General features: G+C 55.8%; 20 protein-coding genes. 17 read left to right on the top strand and 3 right to left on the bottom strand.

Features of this window, described 5'->3' with window-relative positions:
• Positions 1-9: 9 nt before the first annotated feature.
• The 3 genes from IPM50_11900 to IPM50_11890 all read left to right on the top strand — a co-directional run bounded on the left by IPM50_11900 (position 10) and on the right by IPM50_11890 (position 2,510).
• A complete protein-coding gene (locus IPM50_11900) occupies positions 10-696 on the top strand; it encodes a response regulator transcription factor (GenBank protein QQS32357.1) in 687 nt (228 codons plus the stop codon).
• The gene (locus IPM50_11895; protein ID QQS32356.1) at positions 693-1,763 is read left to right on the top strand and encodes a PAS domain-containing protein; all 1,071 of its coding nucleotides are present in this window, start codon (positions 693-695) and stop codon (positions 1,761-1,763) included. Before IPM50_11900 ends, IPM50_11895 begins: the two co-directional genes overlap by 4 nt.
• A gap of 210 nt (positions 1,764-1,973) precedes the next feature.
• A complete protein-coding gene (locus IPM50_11890; GenBank protein ID QQS32355.1) occupies positions 1,974-2,510 on the top strand; it encodes a hypothetical protein in 537 nt (178 codons plus the stop codon).
• Here IPM50_11890 and queF read toward each other — a convergent pair.
• Positions 2,504-2,857, bottom strand: coding sequence for an NADPH-dependent 7-cyano-7-deazaguanine reductase QueF (gene queF, locus IPM50_11885; GenBank protein ID QQS34516.1), 354 nt, complete (start codon positions 2,855-2,857; stop codon positions 2,504-2,506). The genes IPM50_11890 and queF overlap by 7 nt on opposite strands.
• A 37-nt stretch (positions 2,858-2,894) precedes the next feature.
• On the bottom strand, positions 2,895-3,707 hold the full coding sequence (locus tag IPM50_11880; GenBank protein QQS32354.1) for a ribonuclease H-like domain-containing protein: 813 nt from the start codon (positions 3,705-3,707) through the stop codon (positions 2,895-2,897).
• Positions 3,708-3,801: 94 nt separating this feature from the next.
• Here IPM50_11880 and IPM50_11875 point away from each other — a divergent pair, with 94 nt between their 5' ends.
• The 12 genes from IPM50_11875 (at position 3,802) to IPM50_11820 (ending at position 13,270) form a co-directional block, all read left to right on the top strand.
• Positions 3,802-4,377, top strand: coding sequence for an orotate phosphoribosyltransferase (locus IPM50_11875; protein ID QQS32353.1), 576 nt, complete (start codon positions 3,802-3,804; stop codon positions 4,375-4,377).
• Positions 4,374-5,219: a hypothetical protein gene (locus IPM50_11870; protein ID QQS32352.1), complete on the top strand. Its 846-nt coding sequence runs from the start codon at positions 4,374-4,376 to the stop codon at positions 5,217-5,219. The genes IPM50_11875 and IPM50_11870 overlap by 4 nt, the downstream gene beginning before the upstream one ends.
• 184 nt (positions 5,220-5,403) lie before the next feature.
• Positions 5,404-6,156, top strand: a complete 753-nt coding sequence (truA, locus tag IPM50_11865) for a tRNA pseudouridine(38-40) synthase TruA (GenBank protein ID QQS32351.1) — start codon at positions 5,404-5,406, stop codon at positions 6,154-6,156.
• A 10-nt stretch (positions 6,157-6,166) separates the two neighbouring features.
• The gene (locus tag IPM50_11860) at positions 6,167-6,463 is read left to right on the top strand and encodes a DUF952 domain-containing protein (GenBank protein ID QQS32350.1); all 297 of its coding nucleotides are present in this window, start codon (positions 6,167-6,169) and stop codon (positions 6,461-6,463) included.
• Positions 6,460-7,254, top strand: coding sequence for an isoprenyl transferase (locus IPM50_11855; GenBank protein QQS32349.1), 795 nt, complete (start codon positions 6,460-6,462; stop codon positions 7,252-7,254). Before IPM50_11860 ends, IPM50_11855 begins: the two co-directional genes overlap by 4 nt.
• Before the next feature lie 141 nt (positions 7,255-7,395).
• A complete protein-coding gene (locus IPM50_11850; protein QQS32348.1) occupies positions 7,396-7,959 on the top strand; it encodes a transposase in 564 nt (187 codons plus the stop codon).
• A 76-nt stretch (positions 7,960-8,035) separates the two neighbouring features.
• The gene (locus tag IPM50_11845) at positions 8,036-8,878 is read left to right on the top strand and encodes a phosphatidate cytidylyltransferase (GenBank protein QQS32347.1); all 843 of its coding nucleotides are present in this window, start codon (positions 8,036-8,038) and stop codon (positions 8,876-8,878) included.
• A 33-nt stretch (positions 8,879-8,911) separates the two neighbouring features.
• Complete coding sequence (locus IPM50_11840; protein ID QQS32346.1) at positions 8,912-9,646, top strand: DUF4337 family protein; 735 nt, start codon at positions 8,912-8,914, stop codon at positions 9,644-9,646.
• A 47-nt stretch (positions 9,647-9,693) separates the two neighbouring features.
• Complete coding sequence (locus IPM50_11835; protein ID QQS32345.1) at positions 9,694-10,104, top strand: GxxExxY protein; 411 nt, start codon at positions 9,694-9,696, stop codon at positions 10,102-10,104.
• Between the two features lie 47 nt (positions 10,105-10,151).
• A complete protein-coding gene (aspS, locus tag IPM50_11830; GenBank protein ID QQS32344.1) occupies positions 10,152-11,996 on the top strand; it encodes an aspartate--tRNA ligase in 1,845 nt (614 codons plus the stop codon).
• 120 nt (positions 11,997-12,116) lie between these two features.
• On the top strand, positions 12,117-12,809 hold the full coding sequence (locus IPM50_11825) for a hypothetical protein (protein QQS32343.1): 693 nt from the start codon (positions 12,117-12,119) through the stop codon (positions 12,807-12,809).
• Positions 12,806-13,270 carry a zinc ribbon domain-containing protein gene (locus IPM50_11820; GenBank protein QQS32342.1) on the top strand — a complete coding sequence of 155 codons (465 nt, stop codon included), beginning with the start codon at positions 12,806-12,808 and terminating at the stop codon, positions 13,268-13,270. Before IPM50_11825 ends, IPM50_11820 begins: the two co-directional genes overlap by 4 nt.
• Positions 13,271-13,275: 5 nt before the next feature.
• On the opposite strand, the gene IPM50_11815 is transcribed toward IPM50_11820, so the two are convergent.
• A complete protein-coding gene (locus IPM50_11815; GenBank protein ID QQS32341.1) occupies positions 13,276-14,967 on the bottom strand; it encodes a carbon starvation protein A in 1,692 nt (563 codons plus the stop codon).
• A gap of 280 nt (positions 14,968-15,247) precedes the next feature.
• Here IPM50_11815 and IPM50_11810 point away from each other — a divergent pair, with 280 nt between their 5' ends.
• Positions 15,248-16,276: a TerC family protein gene (locus IPM50_11810; GenBank protein ID QQS32340.1), complete on the top strand. Its 1,029-nt coding sequence runs from the start codon at positions 15,248-15,250 to the stop codon at positions 16,274-16,276.
• 25 nt (positions 16,277-16,301) lie between these two features.
• The gene (locus IPM50_11805; protein QQS32339.1) at positions 16,302-16,769 is read left to right on the top strand and encodes a PaaI family thioesterase; all 468 of its coding nucleotides are present in this window, start codon (positions 16,302-16,304) and stop codon (positions 16,767-16,769) included.
• Positions 16,770-16,812 lie beyond the last annotated feature (43 nt).

Genomic DNA, 16,812 nt, shown 5'->3' with positions numbered 1-16,812 from the left:
TAAGAACATATGCAGCAGACCATTCTGATCGTTGAGGACGATGCGGACATCGCCGAAAGTTTGCATTACAACCTCAGACGCGAGGGCTTTCGGCCTGTGATCGCCGAATCGGGCGAAAAAGGCCTGCGTCTCGCCCTGGATGAAAAGCAGCCGCCGGCTCTCGTTTTGCTCGACCTGATGCTGCCGGGAATGACCGGGATGGAGCTATGCCGCCGCCTGCGTCGCGAGACGCAGACCGAAAAGACCCCGATCATCATGATCACGGCGAAAGCGGCAGAGGGCGACAAGATACTCGGGCTGGAATCGGGAGCCGACGATTACGTTGTAAAGCCCTTCTCGATCAAAGAGGTGATCGCACGCGTGCGTGCCGTCCTGCGGCGGTCGGAAAGCGAAACTTCACCGACCTACGACGACGGCATGATGCATATCGATTTCGCCGACATGCGGGTCATGTGCACGGGCGAAAGCGTGAAGCTGACGCGCAAGGAATTCGCTCTGCTCGAGCATCTGATCCAAAATTCGGGCCGCGTCGCATCGCGTCAGCAGCTGCTGGACAACGTCTGGGGCTACAGCTATTTCGGCGACACACGAACGCTAGACGTCCACATTCGCCGTTTGCGGCAAAAGCTGGGCGATTGCGGCAACTGTATCGAAACGGTCGTCGGTGTCGGCTACAGATTTATCGGTACGAAATGAACGAACTGATCTCAACATCATTCCCACCGCGTACCGCCACGCAGGCGGACACGCCGATCATCTTGCAGCGGCTGCTCGACGCCGCCCGCGAATGCGTGCTGGTGGTTGACCGCAACATGCGCATCTCACACTGCAACATTCCCGCGGCCGTCACGTTCGCACGTGCCGGCTTGGAACTGGAAAACCGCCGCCTGAGCGAGGTGATACGCGACCTCGACCTGCACGAGGCTTTTCGAAAGGCGATAACGACGCAGGTTTCGAGCGATGTTCGTCTTGAGCTTGCGGCGATGGAAAAACGGAATTTCGACATACACGTCGCTCCGATCGACATCAACGGCCAGGCATGCGCGATAGGTTTTTTCTACGAAACAACGCAGATCGACCGTCTGGAAAACATTAGGCAGGAATTCCTCTCGAACATCTCGCACGAACTTCGCACGCCGCTCACCTCGATACTCGCATTTGTCGAAACGCTGGAGAACGGCGGCATCGAAGACCGTGAGAACTGCACACGCTTCCTTAGCGTCATCCGCCGCAATGCCGAGCGTATGCGTAGCCTGATATCGGACATTTCGGAGCTGTCGATGATCGAATCGGGCAATGTGACGATGGACATTCGCGAGGTGAAGTTGGCGATCGAGGCTCAGGATGTGATGAATTCGCTTGCCAACAGGGCTGCGGAAAGAAAGGTCGAGATGAAGAACGAAGTTTCATCGGACGTGTCGGTTTTTGCGGATCCGATCAGGCTCGAGCAGATGCTCGTAAACCTGATCGACAACGCCATCAAATTCAACCGCGAAGGCGGCACCGTTACCCTATCGCACCGCATCGAGAACGGCCGCGACATTATTTCTGTCACCGACACCGGCGAAGGCGTGTTGCCCGAACACGCACAGCGTATCTTCGAGCGATTCTACCGCGCTGACCGTGCGCGTACGAGCGATGTCGGCGGCACAGGCCTTGGCCTTTCGATCGTAAAGCACCTGGCGAGGCTGCACGGCGGCGAAGTGACGCTCGCCTCAAAACTTGGCCACGGTTCGACGTTCTCGATCGAACTCCCGGCTTAGAGCATTTGTAACGCAGTGGCCGCTAAGACCGCATCGCAAATCACCTCCTCGTCTCCTCGTCTTCTTTTTTTCTTCCCCAATTGAAACTAATTGCGCTATACTTATTCTATTCCTACAGATCAGCTCGTTGAGATCTTGGTTTGAATTCGGCGCCGCCCTCAATGGGTTGGCAGCTTCCACGTCGGCGCCATATGGGCGGATGAAAAGGCGATGCAGCTAACCATCGGACAAAAGGTCGCATACCCGAATCAAGGCGTTTGCCTTGTCGAACGGAAAGAACTCCGCGAGGTCGGCGGCTGCGAATGCAGTGTTTTTACACTGCGTGTCCTAAAGGATGATTCGCTGATCTTCATTCCTGCCGAAAACGTGAACAGCGTCGGCCTGCGTCCGCTGATAAACCGCTCGCAATGTAAACGCCTGATGGGCGCTCTCGCTGACAGCATCGAACCGGCCAGCCGCGATTGGAAGGTACGCATCCGCGAATTCACCGGGAAACTGCAATCCGGCGATATTTTCGCGGCTGCGGACGTATTCAAAAAGCTCGCATTGCTGAGCCGTGAAAAATCGTTATCGTTCCGCGAGCAGAGTATGCTTGAAAGGGCAAAGGTCCTGGTCGTGACCGAGATAGCGAATATCAATGCCAAAAAGCCCGACGCTGTCGAAACCGAGGTCGTCGGCCTTGTTGACCGTGCCTGCAGCAGGTCGATCTCGAACGGCTCCCGGCATATCGCCGCAGGCAATCACTGATCCTTCCTTTCGTAATTTGCCGTAACTACCGTCTTGATATTTCCGCGCACATTGTAGTCGCCGATGACCTCGGCACGCACGGGATCGCACGCCGCGACGAAATCCTCAAGTATCAGATTTACGACGTGTTCGTGAAAGATCTTCACATCACGGAATGAGTTGATGTAGAGTTTCAGGCTCTTTAGTTCCACGCAGAGCTTGTCCGGCACATATCTGATGCGGATGGTGCCGAAATCGGGGAAATCAGAGAACGGGCAGATCGCCGTAAATTCCGGCATCTCAAAATCGATCAATATTTCGCGGCCGGGATATTCGTATTCGAACGTATCGAGCGGGAAAAGGTCCATTTCCTCCCGCGGTGTCGAACGAATATCGAGGCCCTGCTTATTCGAGGCTGTTGGAGCGTGCTCTTCGTGCATAGAAATTCTTGCGTGATGCGTAGTCGCATGCGGCGGCGACGTTGCTGATGCCTTGGTCGTGCAGACGCGAAACAAGGTCGATAAAAATGTGTGCCGTCGCGTAAGCGTCGGCCGCAGCCCTGTGATGATCGACCAGATCGAGGCAGTAATATTCGGCGACGGTTTTCAGCTTATGATTGGGAATGTCCGTGATCAGACGCCGCGAGAGCTGCACCGTGCAAAGCGACGGATTCCGTAGGCGATGCCCTGCGAAAACGCGGCCGATCTCGTAATTGAGGAACCGCATATCAAAACCGGAATTGTGTGCGACCAGCACGGCGTCGCCGATGAACAGAAGAAAATCGTCAACGACCTCTGCGAAAAGCGGGGCGTCGCGGACCATATCATCGCTGATGCGTGTCAGCCGCGTGATGAACTCAGGAATGTGCATTTCCGGATTCACCAGCGTGTGAAATTTGTCGATGACCTCGCCGCCCTGCACTTTATAAGCTCCGATCTCCGTGATGCGCGACGGCGGAGTTTTCGAGCCGGTCGTTTCCAGGTCGAAAACCACGAATTCCGTTTCGGCGAGTTCGCGTTCCTCGCTGCCGTCCGAGATCAGCTCGACGTATTCGCCGTTCAATTGCAATCGCGGATCGGCTGATATGAGTTCCTCGGCGAGCGAGATCGCAAGCTGCGGGTCAGGCCGCCGTATCTTCATCACGAAATCGACCACGCTGACCGCCGACGCACGCCCGCCGAACGAGCGCAGCAGCGTTACGGTTTCGCTGATTAGCAATGATTCTGAAATTAGGTTAGGATACGGTGGCACGTGAGAAAGTGTAGCAAAGTTCGCCCCGAAATTTAATTTACGAGGCGGCGCGGAAAGCAAAATGGACGAATTGATATTGCGGCATTTTATGGAAAAAGGGGCGTTGCTCGACGGGCATTTTGTTTTGTCGAGCGGGCTCCACAGCCCGAAATATCTGCAGTGCGCACTGGCACTGCAGGAACCCGAGGACGCGGCACATTTCGGCCGCGAGATAGCGAAACATTTTGACGCAAGCGATATCGACACGGTCGCCTCACCGGCGATCGGCGGGTTGGTGATAGGTTTTGCGACGGCGTTAGCGCTTGGAAAACGCTTTATCTGGACAGAACGCCAGAACGGCGAGATGACGCTGCGCCGCGGGTTTACGCTGGCTGAAGGCGAGCGCGTCTTGGTCGTCGAGGACGTTATCACGACGGGCGGCTCGACCCGCGAGTGCATCGCAGCTCTTGAAGCCGCAGGCGGACAAGCTGTCGCAGCGGCCGCGATAATAGACCGCTCGAACGGAACCGCGGACGTCGGCGTGCCTTTCGTTTCACTGGTCAGCCTGAAAGTTCCGGGCTATGACGCCGACGAATGCCCGATGTGCGCCGCCGGGATCGAGGCAACAAAGCCCGGCAGCCGCACCGCCGCAAAATGACCCGCCGCATTTGCTTTCTCTCGATGGACGACCTCGCGGGCTACGTCTCGGACGACGACCTCGCCGTGCCGCATCTAGCTGAACTCAGCATACGGACCGACATTCTTTCGTGGCGGCAAACGGCAGTGGCGTGGAGAGCATTTGACGCCGTCATCATCCGCACGCCGTGGGATTATCAAAAATATCCGCAGGAATTTCTCGCCGCACTCGAAGACATCGAAAGCCAAACCACGCTGCACAATTCGCTCAAGATCGTCCGCTGGAATCTGGACAAAACATATCTTCGCGACCTCTCGGATAAAGGTGTTCGTATCGTACCGACGCTGTGGCATCAAAGTTACGATTTCGCGTCCTTCGCACACTGGCTCGATGAGCTTGCAACGGACGAGGTGATCATAAAGCCGACCATAAGTGCAACTGCGGCATATACTTACAGGTTGCGTGAGTTTGATGCATCGCTTGCTTCCATATTTGGGGAACGCGAATTTCTCGTTCAGCCTTTTGTTTCGTCAATACTCGACGAGGGCGAATATTCGCTCTTTTATTTCAACGGTGAATACAGCCACGCGATCGTCAAACGGCCGAAGCCCGCCGATTTTCGAGTGCAGGAAGAACACGGCGGCATCATCACCGAGATCGACGCCGACGACACGATGCGTGCGGCCGCAGCTAACGTGCTGGAACATATCGACGAAGATCTGCTTTACGCTCGTGTCGATCTCGTGCTCGACGCTGAGGGCCAATTCGCATTGATGGAGCTCGAACTGATCGAACCGTCGCTCTATCTGCGAATGAACGCCGAAGCACCGGCACGTTTCGCCGCGGCTATTGCGGCACGTTGAGCTTGCCCGCGAAACACGCGAAACATACGAAAGACGATGTTCGGCCTTTCGCGTTTTTGGCGCATTTCGCAGGATCCCTTCTATCTTCACCAAGAATGCGCGTGAATTGGCGCAACCGCCTCTAGGCGTGCAAAAATGGTACGTTCATGCCGCCCGCTGATGCAGGCGGTTCTGACGGACCCAAGTGAATTTTAGACTGCTCTTACAATACGACGGCACGGATTTTCACGGCTGGCAGGTGCAGGAGAACGACCGCACGATACAGGGTGAGCTGGAGCGTGTGATCGGGATGCTGGCCGGCGGCGAGGTTTCCGTGACAGGCTCGGGACGCACGGATGCCGGTGTTCATGCCGAGGGCCAGGTCGCTAACGTGCATCTGCCGGACGGGAAATTCACGCCCGAAAAACTGCGTGCCGCGATCAACGGTAATCTGTGGCGTGACATACGCGTGATGAAATGCGAGGCTGCGGCGGACGATTTTCACGCTCGGTTTTCGGCGAAAGGAAAGACGTACCTCTACCGCGTGGTCAATGCACCGGTGATGTCGCCTTTTTGGCGACGATACGCAGCACACGAGCCAAAGCCGCTCGACGTCGCACGAATGACGGACGCAGCACGGCTTTTTCTGGGCGAACATGACTGGACGGCCTTCTCATCGGCGCGTTCAGACGCCGATACGCGTGTCCGAACTATAACGGAGTTCACCGTACATTCGCGTTGGGACGACCGTGCTCAGGCGACTATCATCGAATTTCGCATCTCGGCGACCGGCTTTTTGCGTTATATGGTGCGGTCGATAATGGGCACGCTGCTCGGCGTCGGGCGAGGCGAAACCGATGGTGATACAATTCAGAAGGCGATAATTACAGGAGACAGAAGCTTGGCCGGGAAAACTGCTCCCGCACAGGGGCTAACGCTGCTGCGGGTGGAATATTGAGGTTTACCGGATGCTGATATATCACATCGTTCTGCCGGACGTTTGGGAAAACCTGAACGCAGAGATATACAAGGCGGCAAGCCTCGAAACCGAGGGTTTCATCCACTGCAGCTTTCGCGAGCAGTTGGACGGAGTGATAGAACGGTATTACAGTAATGCGGAGAGCCTGGTCATTCTGGAGCTCGACAGCGACAGGCTGATGTCGCGCGTCGTCAACGAGCCTTCGACCGGTAACGAGATATATCCGCATATTTACGGGCCGATAAACGTGGACGCCGTCGTTTCGCAAGAGATCCGAGAGCGATGAGAGAGAATTTTGCGGGCGTTATAGAACCGAATTCTGCCGAGGCTGAAATGCTTGCGCAGTTGGATGAAACGCGCCTGCCGCGGCACATCGCCGTCATAATGGACGGTAACGGCCGCTGGGCGAAAATGCGCGGCCGGCCGCGTATCTTCGGCCATCGCGAGGGTGCCGAATCGGTCCGCTCGATACTCGACACTTGCGCTCGGCTCCGCATCGAGGCAGTTACGCTATACGCGTTCTCGACCGAGAACTGGAAACGGCCGAAAGCCGAGGTTTCGGGGCTGATGTCGATGCTGAAACACTACATCCGCAGCGAAATGAAGGAAGTGAACGACAACAACATCCGCTTTCAGGCCATCGGCGACATCCACGGCCTCGCCCCCGACGTGCAGAAAGAGATCGCGTGGGCGACGGATAAGACGTGTGAGAATACGGGCACCGTTCTGAGCGTGGCGCTGAACTACGGCGGCCGTGCCGAGATCGTGCGTGCGGCACGTCTTGCCTTTGCCGATATCGAACGCCGCAACGACGTCATCGATCATCTGACCGAAGAGGACATCGAACGAAATCTCTACACGCATTCGCTGCCGGATGTCGATCTGCTGATACGCACGAGCGGCGAAATGCGTATCTCCAATTTTCTGCTCTGGCAGATCGCCTACGCCGAGATAGTCGTCACGCCGACGCTGTTTCCCGATTTCCGAAGGCCGCAGATGTTTGAGGCACTGCTGGAATATCAAAAACGCGACCGCCGCTACGGCGGCCTGAAGGCAGACGCTAAGGGAGAGCCATAGGGGGAACCACTTGCGTGAGCAAGTGGCCGAAAGCAATGGGAGAACCACTTGCGTGAGCAAGTGGCCGAAAGCAATGGGAGAGGTGGCCTACAGAATACTTCGCCCAAGTGAGTAGCAACGAAACCGGCAACAACGAGCGCAATGCCAACATATCCGGATTGGGAAGAGAACAAGTTGCCTTATGGGTTTCTAATCACGTTTAGAACCTACGGAACCTGGCTTCACGGCGATGAGAGAGGCTCGGTGGACCGGAACAACAATATTTATGCGTCACCGAAATTGCCAAGGAATGATGGACTGAAGGCATATCGCAAAAGGCTATTGCGGATGCCGCCCGTGAAATTGGATGCAGCACAGAGATCGGCCGTCAATCTGGCCGTTCGTGAAGTCTGCGATCACAGGAACTGGACCTTGCGGGTGCTGAACGTACGGACCAATCACGTTCATGTGGTGGTCTCAACTTCTGATCGGGATCATTCAAAGGTTCTGAACGCTTTTAAGGCCTATGCCACGCGGAAACTTAGGGCTGAAGGACTTTGGCAGGAAAAGGCTAGCCCTTGGGCAGACCGCGGCAGTCAGCGCGTACTGTGGAATGCGAACTCACTGGAAAACGCATGTCATTACGTAAAGTACTGCCAAGGGCCGGATCTCAATGATTTTGACCTTTGGTTGAAGAGGAATGGAAAAGCCCGAAGAACACGATAATATACGGCCGTGAGCCACTTGCTGACGCAAGTGGTTCTCCCTTTGCCGTCCCAAAAACGCTTGTCACATTTCTTGTATGAAAACACGCCTGATCACTGCCGCCGTCGCCCTGCCCATATTGATCGGCTCGATAATTCTGCCGCTCTGGGTGCCGGAAACGGTTTGGATATTCGTCGTACTGGCGGTTCTGGCGATCAGTGCGGGGCTGTTTGAATTTTTCTCACTCACGAAAAAGCTTGAGCTGAAAGCGGACGCAGGAATGGCGTATCTCGGTGCGGCTGCCTTGATAACGGCGTTCATCTTTGACACCCCGGCGAAAGCCCCGGAACTGCTGCTGATGACTTTGGCGTTGTCTGTGATCGTCGTGATCGTCGCGGAGACGTTCCGATTTCAGAAGGATTTTTCGAAACTGCTCATCGGCTTGGGCGTTACGATAACCGGCGTTGTCTATATCGCATTTCTCGGCGGTTTTTTGATAGCTACGCGGGTCGGTTTTGAGAACTATCAAGGGCTTTCTACAAAGCTTTTAGTGTTCTTTTTCGCCGTTATATTCGGCTCCGACGCAGGCGCGTATTTCGCGGGCCGCGGCTTTGGCAAACACAAACTTGCACCTGCCATTTCGCCCGGCAAGACCATCGAAGGCCTGGTCGGCGGCATTGCCGCGGCGGCCGGCATCGCGGCACTCTGTACGCTGCTTTTCTTTCCCGAACTTCCCTACCAATACTCCATTCCGCTCGCCGTTGTTATGGCTGTCGTCGGCGTGCTCGGCGACCTCGCCGAGAGTGCGATGAAACGCGGCTCCGGTGCAAAGGACGCGGCGAATATCCTGCCCGGCCACGGCGGCATTTTGGACCGCCTCGACAGCTTGCTTTTGAACGCCCCGATACTCTATTATTTCGCTCACATTTACTTCCGTTAGAACATAGAAAACTAAAAAGGAAATCAGATGACTATGAGCGAAGATAATTCGACAGGTACGGATAAGTTTGAATTTTACGCCGCTTTGTTCTTGGGCATAGCGGCTATTTTTACGGCCCTTGCCAGCTTTCAGTCAGGCCTCTGGGGCGGCATACAGGCCGAGGCATACAGCAAAGCGAACACTGAGGCGACGACCGCCGCAAGCGAACACAGCCGGGCCATCATCGAGATGGCGAAGGACGCGCAGATCGATATCACCGCCTATAAATTGATACAGGACGGGCTGAATCTGGAAGGTTCGAATCCGTCCGCTGCAAAGAGCTCGTTCGAGATAGCGACCTATCTTTACACGCGGCAGCTCAGCGACGCGGGCTATAAGGCGATGGGGCTGCCGCCGGAAGCCAAGAAAGAACCTGTAGAAACCGACGACCCTGCGGCCGACGAGGAACAGACCGAGGCCCTGAAGGGCGAGATATTGGACAAGGCCAGCGAAGTGGACCTGGTAGGCGACGCAAACTATCAAAAAGAGATGTTTGCGAAATCTGCAGAATTGGTCGAGAAGTCGCAAAAGACATTTCAGGAAGGCCAAGCAGCGAACAAGACAGGCGACAGTTTTGAGCTGGCAACGGTGATATTCGCGGTTAGCATGTTCTTTCTCGGCATAGCTCTGGTTTTCAAAACAGACGTCCGCTGGAAAATGCTGATCGCTGGCGGCGTGCTGCTCGCCGGCGGCATTATCTATATGATCACGCTTCCGTGGACGTTCTGACGAAGCGTCTTTTTGCCCGCGAATAGAACAAATAGAGCTAATAGGTAATGTCGGAGCTGCTTTTCAGAGATGAAAGTTACCGGATAGTTGGCGCGTGTTTTGAGGTCTATAACCAAAAGGGTTTCGGCTTCACCGAACCTATTTATCAGGAATGCCTGCGACACGAATTTCGGCTTCAAAAGATCCCGTTCGTTGAACAGCCTCGAATTCCGATGGTGTACCAAGGCATCGAAATGGAACAATGTTTTGTTCCCGATTTCATTTGCTTTGACAAGATCGTGGTAGAGCTAAAGGCAGTTTCGCAATTGACTGACGCTCATCGGGCACAGACGCTGAATTATCTGCATGCGTGCGAACTCGACCTCGGGATTCTGATAAATTTCGGCCAATATCCTAAACTGAAATATGAAAGGCTCGTTCGGAAACGGCGCAACGACAATGAAGCAGTTGAAAACTGACTTCCTATTTGTTTGATCCGTTCCATTCGCGGGCAGGATCGTACTTTATGTTGGATGTTTTGGGAAATTTGGAGCGCACGCATACGTGCGGAGAATTGCGGGCAGAGTCCGTCGGGACGCACGTCGTCCTGATGGGCTGGGTCGCGAAAAAGCGTGATTTCGGCGTGTTCACGTTCATAGACCTTCGCGACCGCGACGGAGTGACGCAGGTCGTCGTGAGCGAAGAGACCGCCGCTGAGGCACACGCAAAGGCAAAGAATATCCGCGGCGAGTTCGTCATCGCTGTGAAAGGCGAGGTCGTCCGGCGTGACGAAGGTGCAAGGAACGCCAAGCTCTCGACGGGCGAGATCGAAGTAAAGGTCGCGGAATTGCTGGTTTTGAACGACGCGGCCGTGCCGCCGTTTCAGCTTGAGGTCGCGGGAAGTGAAAACCTCGCGGACGAATATACGCGGCTGAAATATCGATATCTGGACCTGCGTCGGCCCGCTCTGCAGCACAACATACGCACGCGTGCAAAGGCCGTCGCGGCCATACGCGAATACTTTGACGGCCGCGGCTTCATCGAAATTGAGACGCCTATTTTGTTGAAATCCACGCCCGAAGGCGCCCGCGATTTCATCGTGCCGTCGCGCATTCACACGGGCAAATTCTTCGCTCTGCCGCAGTCGCCGCAAATTTTGAAACAGATCACGATGATCGCGGGTTTTGACAAGTATTTTCAGATCGCCCGATGTTTTCGCGACGAGGACCTGCGAGCGGACCGCCAGCCGGAATTCACGCAGCTCGATATGGAGATGTCCTTTGTGAATCGCGAACAGGTCTATCGCGAGATCGAGGGCATGTTCAACCACGTCATGCGAAAGGTCGGCGGTATCGAGCTGCCCGCGGAATGGCCTCGGATAACCTATGCCGAGGCGATGCGGCGTTACGGCTCAGACAAGCCCGACCTGCGTTTCGGAATGGAGCTGATCGATCTGAGCGACGATCTGCGGGAAACGGATTTCGCACCGTTCGCCGAAATTTTAAGGCCGCAAAACGTGCAGGCTGGCAGCCTGCGGTCCCAGGGCGAGATCAAATGCATCGTCGTTAAGGGCCGTGCTGACTATTCGCGAAAGCAGACCGACGAGCTGCAGGACTTTGTAAAACGCTACGGCGCAGGGGCGATGGCGTGGATCAAGGTCGGCGACGAAGTAACTTCGTCGCTGCTGAAAGTACTCGGCGAAGAGAAGATCAAGCAGCTCATTGCGGCGGCGGGAGCTGAGAAAGGTGATGCCGTTTTGATCGTCGCAGGAAAGAAGAGCGTAGTCGCGGCGGCTTTGGGAGCACTGCGGAACGAGGTCGCCCGCCGCGAAGATCTGATCGACCGCAGCCGGTATGAGTGCCTGATCGTAACGGAGTTTCCGATGTTCGAACACGACGAAGAATCGGACGCCTACATCGCGGCGCATCACCCATTTACCTCGCCGATGGACGAGGACCTTGAGATGTTCAAAACCGCGGTGAATGATCCATCGCAGCATCATCTGCTGGGCAATGTCCGGGCCAAAGCCTACGACGCCGTCATCAACGGCTACGAATGTGCCGGCGGCTCGATCCGTATCCACCAGAAGGAAATTCAGGCGCTGAACTTTAAGGCGTTGGGACTGACGCCCGAAAAAGCACGCGAGCGTTTCGGGTTTTTCCTGGACGCTTTGGAATACGGCACTCCGCCGCACGGCGGTTTTGCCGCGGGCATCGAACGCACGTGCATGATATTGTGCGGAACCGAAAATATCCGCGACGTGATGGCGTTCCCTAAAACCGCATCGGCACAGGACCTGATGATGGACGCGCCCGGCGACGTTGACGAGGCACAGCTCGACGAGCTCGGGATCGACATCATCCGCGAATGACCTTGATCGCCCGACCGATCACGCGGTATTGCGTTAAAGGTTTTTCGAACATTGGCGACATATCTGACGTAAAATAGCTGAAGTGTAAAATGCCGTCCGCTGACGCAGGCGTTTCTGACAATGGCTACAAAGTACGACACAAATCCGCTCGATCCGGAATTTCCGGAGAAAGTAAAGACCGCTGCTGCTGAAGGCGGCCCGACGAAGGTATTTCGCGACGGCTACGCGGGCACGAGCCAGGTTGATATGGCGGCAGCTGTAGAGGCTCAGCCGACGCTGATACTCGAACCGCAACCGCAAATGCAGGCTCCGCAACAGTTTCGGCACTATCAGCAGCCCCAGTATCAGCAGCCGCCGCAGTTTCAGCAGAACGTCGCGGCTTCGCCGCTGGCTGCCGCTCAATCGGATCTGGCTGCAATAAATCAGGCCATTTCGCGCAAGGTTGAAAAGCTCGGCCTGCCGGAGAATCTGTTGGTCGCGGCTCCATATATTCCGTGGTATATCGGCTTGATCGCAGGCGTAGTGATACTTTTCATCACGCCGAAGACCGAAACCAAGGTACGTTTTCACGCTGCCCAAGGCTTGGCCGCACACGTCGGCGTGCTGATCGTAACGACCATACTCGGCATTCTGGGAAATGTTACGGACATTGCCGACCTGGGCAATTTCATCTTCGTGCTGGTTACGTCGATAATGCTGACGGTCTTTGCCGTGAAAGCCTATCGCGGAAGGCCCGTTCACATCGAGTCGGTCGAGAACATGACGAATTGGCTGGAGGACAAGATCAGCCCGTCGAGCCTGAATAATCCATGATCTTTTGTTCGAACTGCGGAAATCGTCTTGCCGAAGGGCTAAAATACTGCAACAGCTGCGGTTTCAGGCTCGGCGTCGAGGACGACAATGACAAGGAAGGAAAGCCCGGCAAAATGCTGGACGGCATTCTGACGACGGTCTTTTTGATCGTGCTTTTCGGGCTCGGCATTTTGGTCGGACTGGTCGCGGTGATGCTGGACAAGAATGTCATGCCGCAGTTGGTCGCGATCGTTGTCATCGCCTACCTTGGGGCAATATTCGGGATCAGCTTCACGCTGTTGTCACAGGTGCCAAAGCTGGTTGACGCCAAACTGAGCGAAAGAAAACAAGGACGGCTTCCCGCCGCGACGCACCAGCAGCTGGAGCCCGCAAATACCGCCGAATTCATCGATCACCCGATCGCGAGCGTGACCGACCACACGACACGTACGCTCGAAGAAGTTCCCGTAAGACGAAAATAAGCCGGTCAAAACGCCTCTGCTTCGGCAGCATCACCGCGTTCGCCGCGTAGTTTCAGCAAGCCCGTTATCACCAAGAACACCGCCAACGCTATCAATGCGAGTGACGCGATGCCGTTGACCAGCTTGATATCAAAGCCCTGCGACGCCTGAAAATTGCCGATGACGAGGCTTCCGAGCGCCCAAAGCGTTATCGTCAGAACGAACAGCATCGGCAGCAGAGTGAACGCGATGCGGCGGCGTGCCCTGTAGAGCCAAACCGTTATAGAAAGAAGGGTTAACGCGGCAAGAAGCTGATTTGACGCACCGAAAAGCGTCCAAAATTCGACCCAAGAGCCCGGTTTTGCGTAAAAGATGAGAAAGAACGGCAGAGCGACCGTCGCGATCGTACCGATGACCGCGCCCACGCGGCCGGGAATGCCGATGAGTTCCTGCACGAGATATCGGCCGAGCCTCATCGCGACGTCCAGCGTGTCAAAGACGAACGTCGAGAACGCCATCGCACCGAACGTGATCGCGAACTGCAGATTTTCCTTGCCGATGATCAGCGTCAGAAATTCGCCGATGCCGTTTCCGTAGATCTTGCCCGCGGCGAATGCCTTACCGTCCGGCCCGTAGAGCATGTCGTTGCCAGCGATCATCACGACGACGATGGCCATGAACGCGACGAAGCCTTCCGCCAGCATCGCTCCGTAGCCGATGGGACGGGCGTGCGATTCCTTGTCGAGCTGTTTCGACGTCGTGCCCGAGCAGACCAGCCCGTGAAAGCCCGAACACGCTCCGCACGCGATGGTGACGAAAAGGAACGGGAACAGCATACCGGTCAGCCCGCCGGCGTCCCACGTTTTGAAGGCAGGCTGCTGTATCGTATAGCCGCCAAAGAAGATCCCGATGACGCCGACCGCGATCGCCGTATACAGCACGAAACCGCCGAGATAACCGCGGGGCTGCAGCAAAGCCCAAACGGGCACAAGCGATGCCGCGATGCAATAGACCAATATGACGAAAGCCCACGTCTGATGTCCGAACGCAAAAACGTGCGAATACATCGTCCCGACGTAGGCGAGAGCGAACGTCGCAGGAACGAAGATGACGGTCGCGAGCCAGAGAGGCGGTTTGAGAAAGCGTTCGACCAAGCCGAGAATGACCGAAAGCCCGAGATACAAAATGCTCGCCATCGCCACGGCACCGCCGGGATCGAAACGCGTCTCGCCCGAGAGTGCGTCGTCGCCTGCGACGAAGGTTCCCGCAGTGATGTCCGTGAACGCCACGATCACATACACCAGCGCCAGCCAGATAAAGCCCATCATCGCACGTCCGGCAGCTCCGCCGAGCTTTTGCCGTGTTACTTCAGCGATGGAACACGCGCCGTGACGGACGGACGACGTCAACGCCGAAAAATCATGCACAGCACCGATCAGCACGACGCCCAGTGCGATCCAGAGCAGCGACGGCAGCCAGCCCCACGCCAGACACGCGATGATCGGCCCCGCGATCGGGCCGGCGGCGGCTATGGCGGAAAAATGCTGGCCGAAAAGATAGAACGGCGAGATCGGCACGAAATCCTCGCCGTCGTTCACCTTGTTGGCAGGCGTTTCGCGTGTGTCGTCAAGTTGAAATTGTTTCGCGACCCATCGGCCGTAGCCGAAATAGCCGAAAACGAGCCAGCACAGAAAAACGACCGCAAGAAGTGTAAGCATACGTTCAGGTGCAAACGAAGATGTCGGTAAAATCTACGACAGCTTGCCCGCCGGTTTCAAGCTGCAAATGTATCTTGACAACAATTTCACGATTGCCTAAACTCCGTCTTTGACAATTTGGCAAGGGGAGTAGATAGCCCTCGAGCGGTCCTTCAGGTCGTCAATACGTGCAGCAATGCTCCGGCCTTTAGGCGAAGTATCAAGACCTTGCGCGACATAACACATGTCCGCGTGAGGTCTTTTTGCGTGCGGACGTGATCTTGATGAGTTGAGTTCACGTATGAGTCTTTTTCCTTTAGCCGAATATTGGTGGTTCTATCTTGCGTTCACCGGTTTTGTACTGCTGATGCTGGCGCTCGATCTGGGTGTTTTTCACCGGAAAGAACACGAGGTCTCGATCAAAGAAGCCAGCATCTGGAGCGCCGTCTGGGTGACGCTGGCGCTCATTTTCAACTACCTTCTCTATCAATACGCACTCTGGAAATTTCCGCAGGACGAGCGGCTGCTCGCGATGCCGGGCTTTGTGCCGGACGTTGCCGCATGGAATGTCTCGCTGGAATTTCTGACCGGCTACATCGTCGAAAAATCGCTCTCGGTCGATAATATCTTCGTCTTTGTCATCGTCTTTGCGTATTTCGCGATACCGGCGAAATATCAGCACCGCGTGCTGTTTTACGGCATCATCGGCGCGCTCGTTTTCCGTGCGATATTTATCGGTGCAGGTTCGTGGCTGATGCAGTTTCACTGGGTCATTTATCTTTTCGGCGGCTTTCTGATCCTGACAGGGCTGAAGATGATGTTCGGCGCGGAAAAGGAGATCGACCCCGAAAAGAACTTTGCGATACGGCTTTTCAAACGCTTTATGCCCGTCACGGCAAAGCTACACGGCAAGAGCTTTTTCGTACGCGAACACGGCCGTTGGGCCGCAACGCCGCTCTTTATCGCACTGCTTTTTCTGGAGATGACGGACATCATCTTTGCGGTGGATTCTGTGCCTGCTATCTTTGCCATCACAGCGGAGCCGATGATCGTCTTTACGTCCAACATTTTTGCTATCTTGGGTTTGCGGTCGATGTATTTCATGCTCGCTGGTGCGGTAAGTAAGTTTCATCTGCTGAAATACGGGCTCGCGGTGGTTCTGATATTCGTCGGGCTAAAGATGGTGTGGCTGAACGACGCATTCGGCGGCAAATTCCCCGTTACATGGTCGCTGGGCTTTATCTTAACCACCATCGCCGCGTCGATCGTCGCGTCGCTGCTCTTCCCGATAAAGACGGACGAGCATGGGAAGCACAATACGGCGTCGTAGCCGTGTTGTGCTAGACTGCCGAATTATGGACGAAAAAAGGTCGATACAGGAGACGTATTCGCCTGCGGGCATCTGCTTCGGCTGCGGGCCGGCGAATGAGAAAGGACTGAGGATACGCAGCTTTGCAGAGGGCGACGAACTCGTCGCGACGTGGCACGCCGAGCCGCACCATCAGGCATTTCCGGGCATTTTGAACGGCGGCATCATCGGTGCTCTTCTGGATTGCCACTCGAATTGGGCGGCGGCGTATCACATCATGAAGCAACGCGGCGAGACCAGTGCACCGTGTACCGTAACGGCGGATTTTCACGTTAAGCTGCTGCGGCCGACGCCCGTTGACGGGCCGATAACGCTGAAAGCACGTGTCGTGGAATCATCGGAGGACCGTGCGACCGTCGAGGCTGAGCTGATCGCGGGCGGCAAGGTCTGCGATACGTGCCGCGGGACGTTCGTCGCGGTCAAGGAAGGCCATCCTGCGTATCACAGGTGGTGATATTGTGTCAGCAGCCCGAACGTGAGTTAGGGCGATATCCGGA

The sequence above is a fragment of the Acidobacteriota bacterium genome, from assembly GCA_016700075.1.
Lineage (GTDB): Bacteria > Acidobacteriota > Blastocatellia > Pyrinomonadales > Pyrinomonadaceae > OLB17.
Note: the sequence above shows the minus strand (reverse complement) of the source record. Positions and strands in the feature narration are given on the sequence as shown.

Excerpts from the sequence above, each read along its gene's own strand:
- IPM50_11900 (QQS32357.1), top strand. The coding sequence starts at position 10 with ATGCAGCAGACCATTCTGATCGTTGAGGACGATGCGGACATCGCCGAA.
- IPM50_11895 (QQS32356.1), top strand. The coding sequence starts at position 693 with ATGAACGAACTGATCTCAACATCATTCCCACCGCGTACCGCCACGCAG.
- IPM50_11890 (QQS32355.1), top strand. The coding sequence starts at position 1,974 with ATGCAGCTAACCATCGGACAAAAGGTCGCATACCCGAATCAAGGCGTT.
- queF (QQS34516.1), bottom strand. The coding sequence starts at position 2,857 with ATGGACCTTTTCCCGCTCGATACGTTCGAATACGAATATCCCGGCCGC.
- IPM50_11875 (QQS32353.1), top strand. The coding sequence starts at position 3,802 with ATGGACGAATTGATATTGCGGCATTTTATGGAAAAAGGGGCGTTGCTC.
- IPM50_11870 (QQS32352.1), top strand. The coding sequence starts at position 4,374 with ATGACCCGCCGCATTTGCTTTCTCTCGATGGACGACCTCGCGGGCTAC.
- IPM50_11860 (QQS32350.1), top strand. The coding sequence starts at position 6,167 with ATGCTGATATATCACATCGTTCTGCCGGACGTTTGGGAAAACCTGAAC.
- IPM50_11855 (QQS32349.1), top strand. The coding sequence starts at position 6,460 with ATGAGAGAGAATTTTGCGGGCGTTATAGAACCGAATTCTGCCGAGGCT.
- IPM50_11850 (QQS32348.1), top strand. The coding sequence starts at position 7,396 with ATGCCAACATATCCGGATTGGGAAGAGAACAAGTTGCCTTATGGGTTT.
- IPM50_11845 (QQS32347.1), top strand. The coding sequence starts at position 8,036 with ATGAAAACACGCCTGATCACTGCCGCCGTCGCCCTGCCCATATTGATC.
- IPM50_11840 (QQS32346.1), top strand. The coding sequence starts at position 8,912 with ATGAGCGAAGATAATTCGACAGGTACGGATAAGTTTGAATTTTACGCC.
- IPM50_11835 (QQS32345.1), top strand. The coding sequence starts at position 9,694 with ATGTCGGAGCTGCTTTTCAGAGATGAAAGTTACCGGATAGTTGGCGCG.
- aspS (QQS32344.1), top strand. The coding sequence starts at position 10,152 with ATGTTGGATGTTTTGGGAAATTTGGAGCGCACGCATACGTGCGGAGAA.
- IPM50_11825 (QQS32343.1), top strand. The coding sequence starts at position 12,117 with ATGGCTACAAAGTACGACACAAATCCGCTCGATCCGGAATTTCCGGAG.
- IPM50_11820 (QQS32342.1), top strand. The coding sequence starts at position 12,806 with ATGATCTTTTGTTCGAACTGCGGAAATCGTCTTGCCGAAGGGCTAAAA.
- IPM50_11815 (QQS32341.1), bottom strand. The coding sequence starts at position 14,967 with ATGCTTACACTTCTTGCGGTCGTTTTTCTGTGCTGGCTCGTTTTCGGC.
- IPM50_11810 (QQS32340.1), top strand. The coding sequence starts at position 15,248 with ATGAGTCTTTTTCCTTTAGCCGAATATTGGTGGTTCTATCTTGCGTTC.
- IPM50_11805 (QQS32339.1), top strand. The coding sequence starts at position 16,302 with ATGGACGAAAAAAGGTCGATACAGGAGACGTATTCGCCTGCGGGCATC.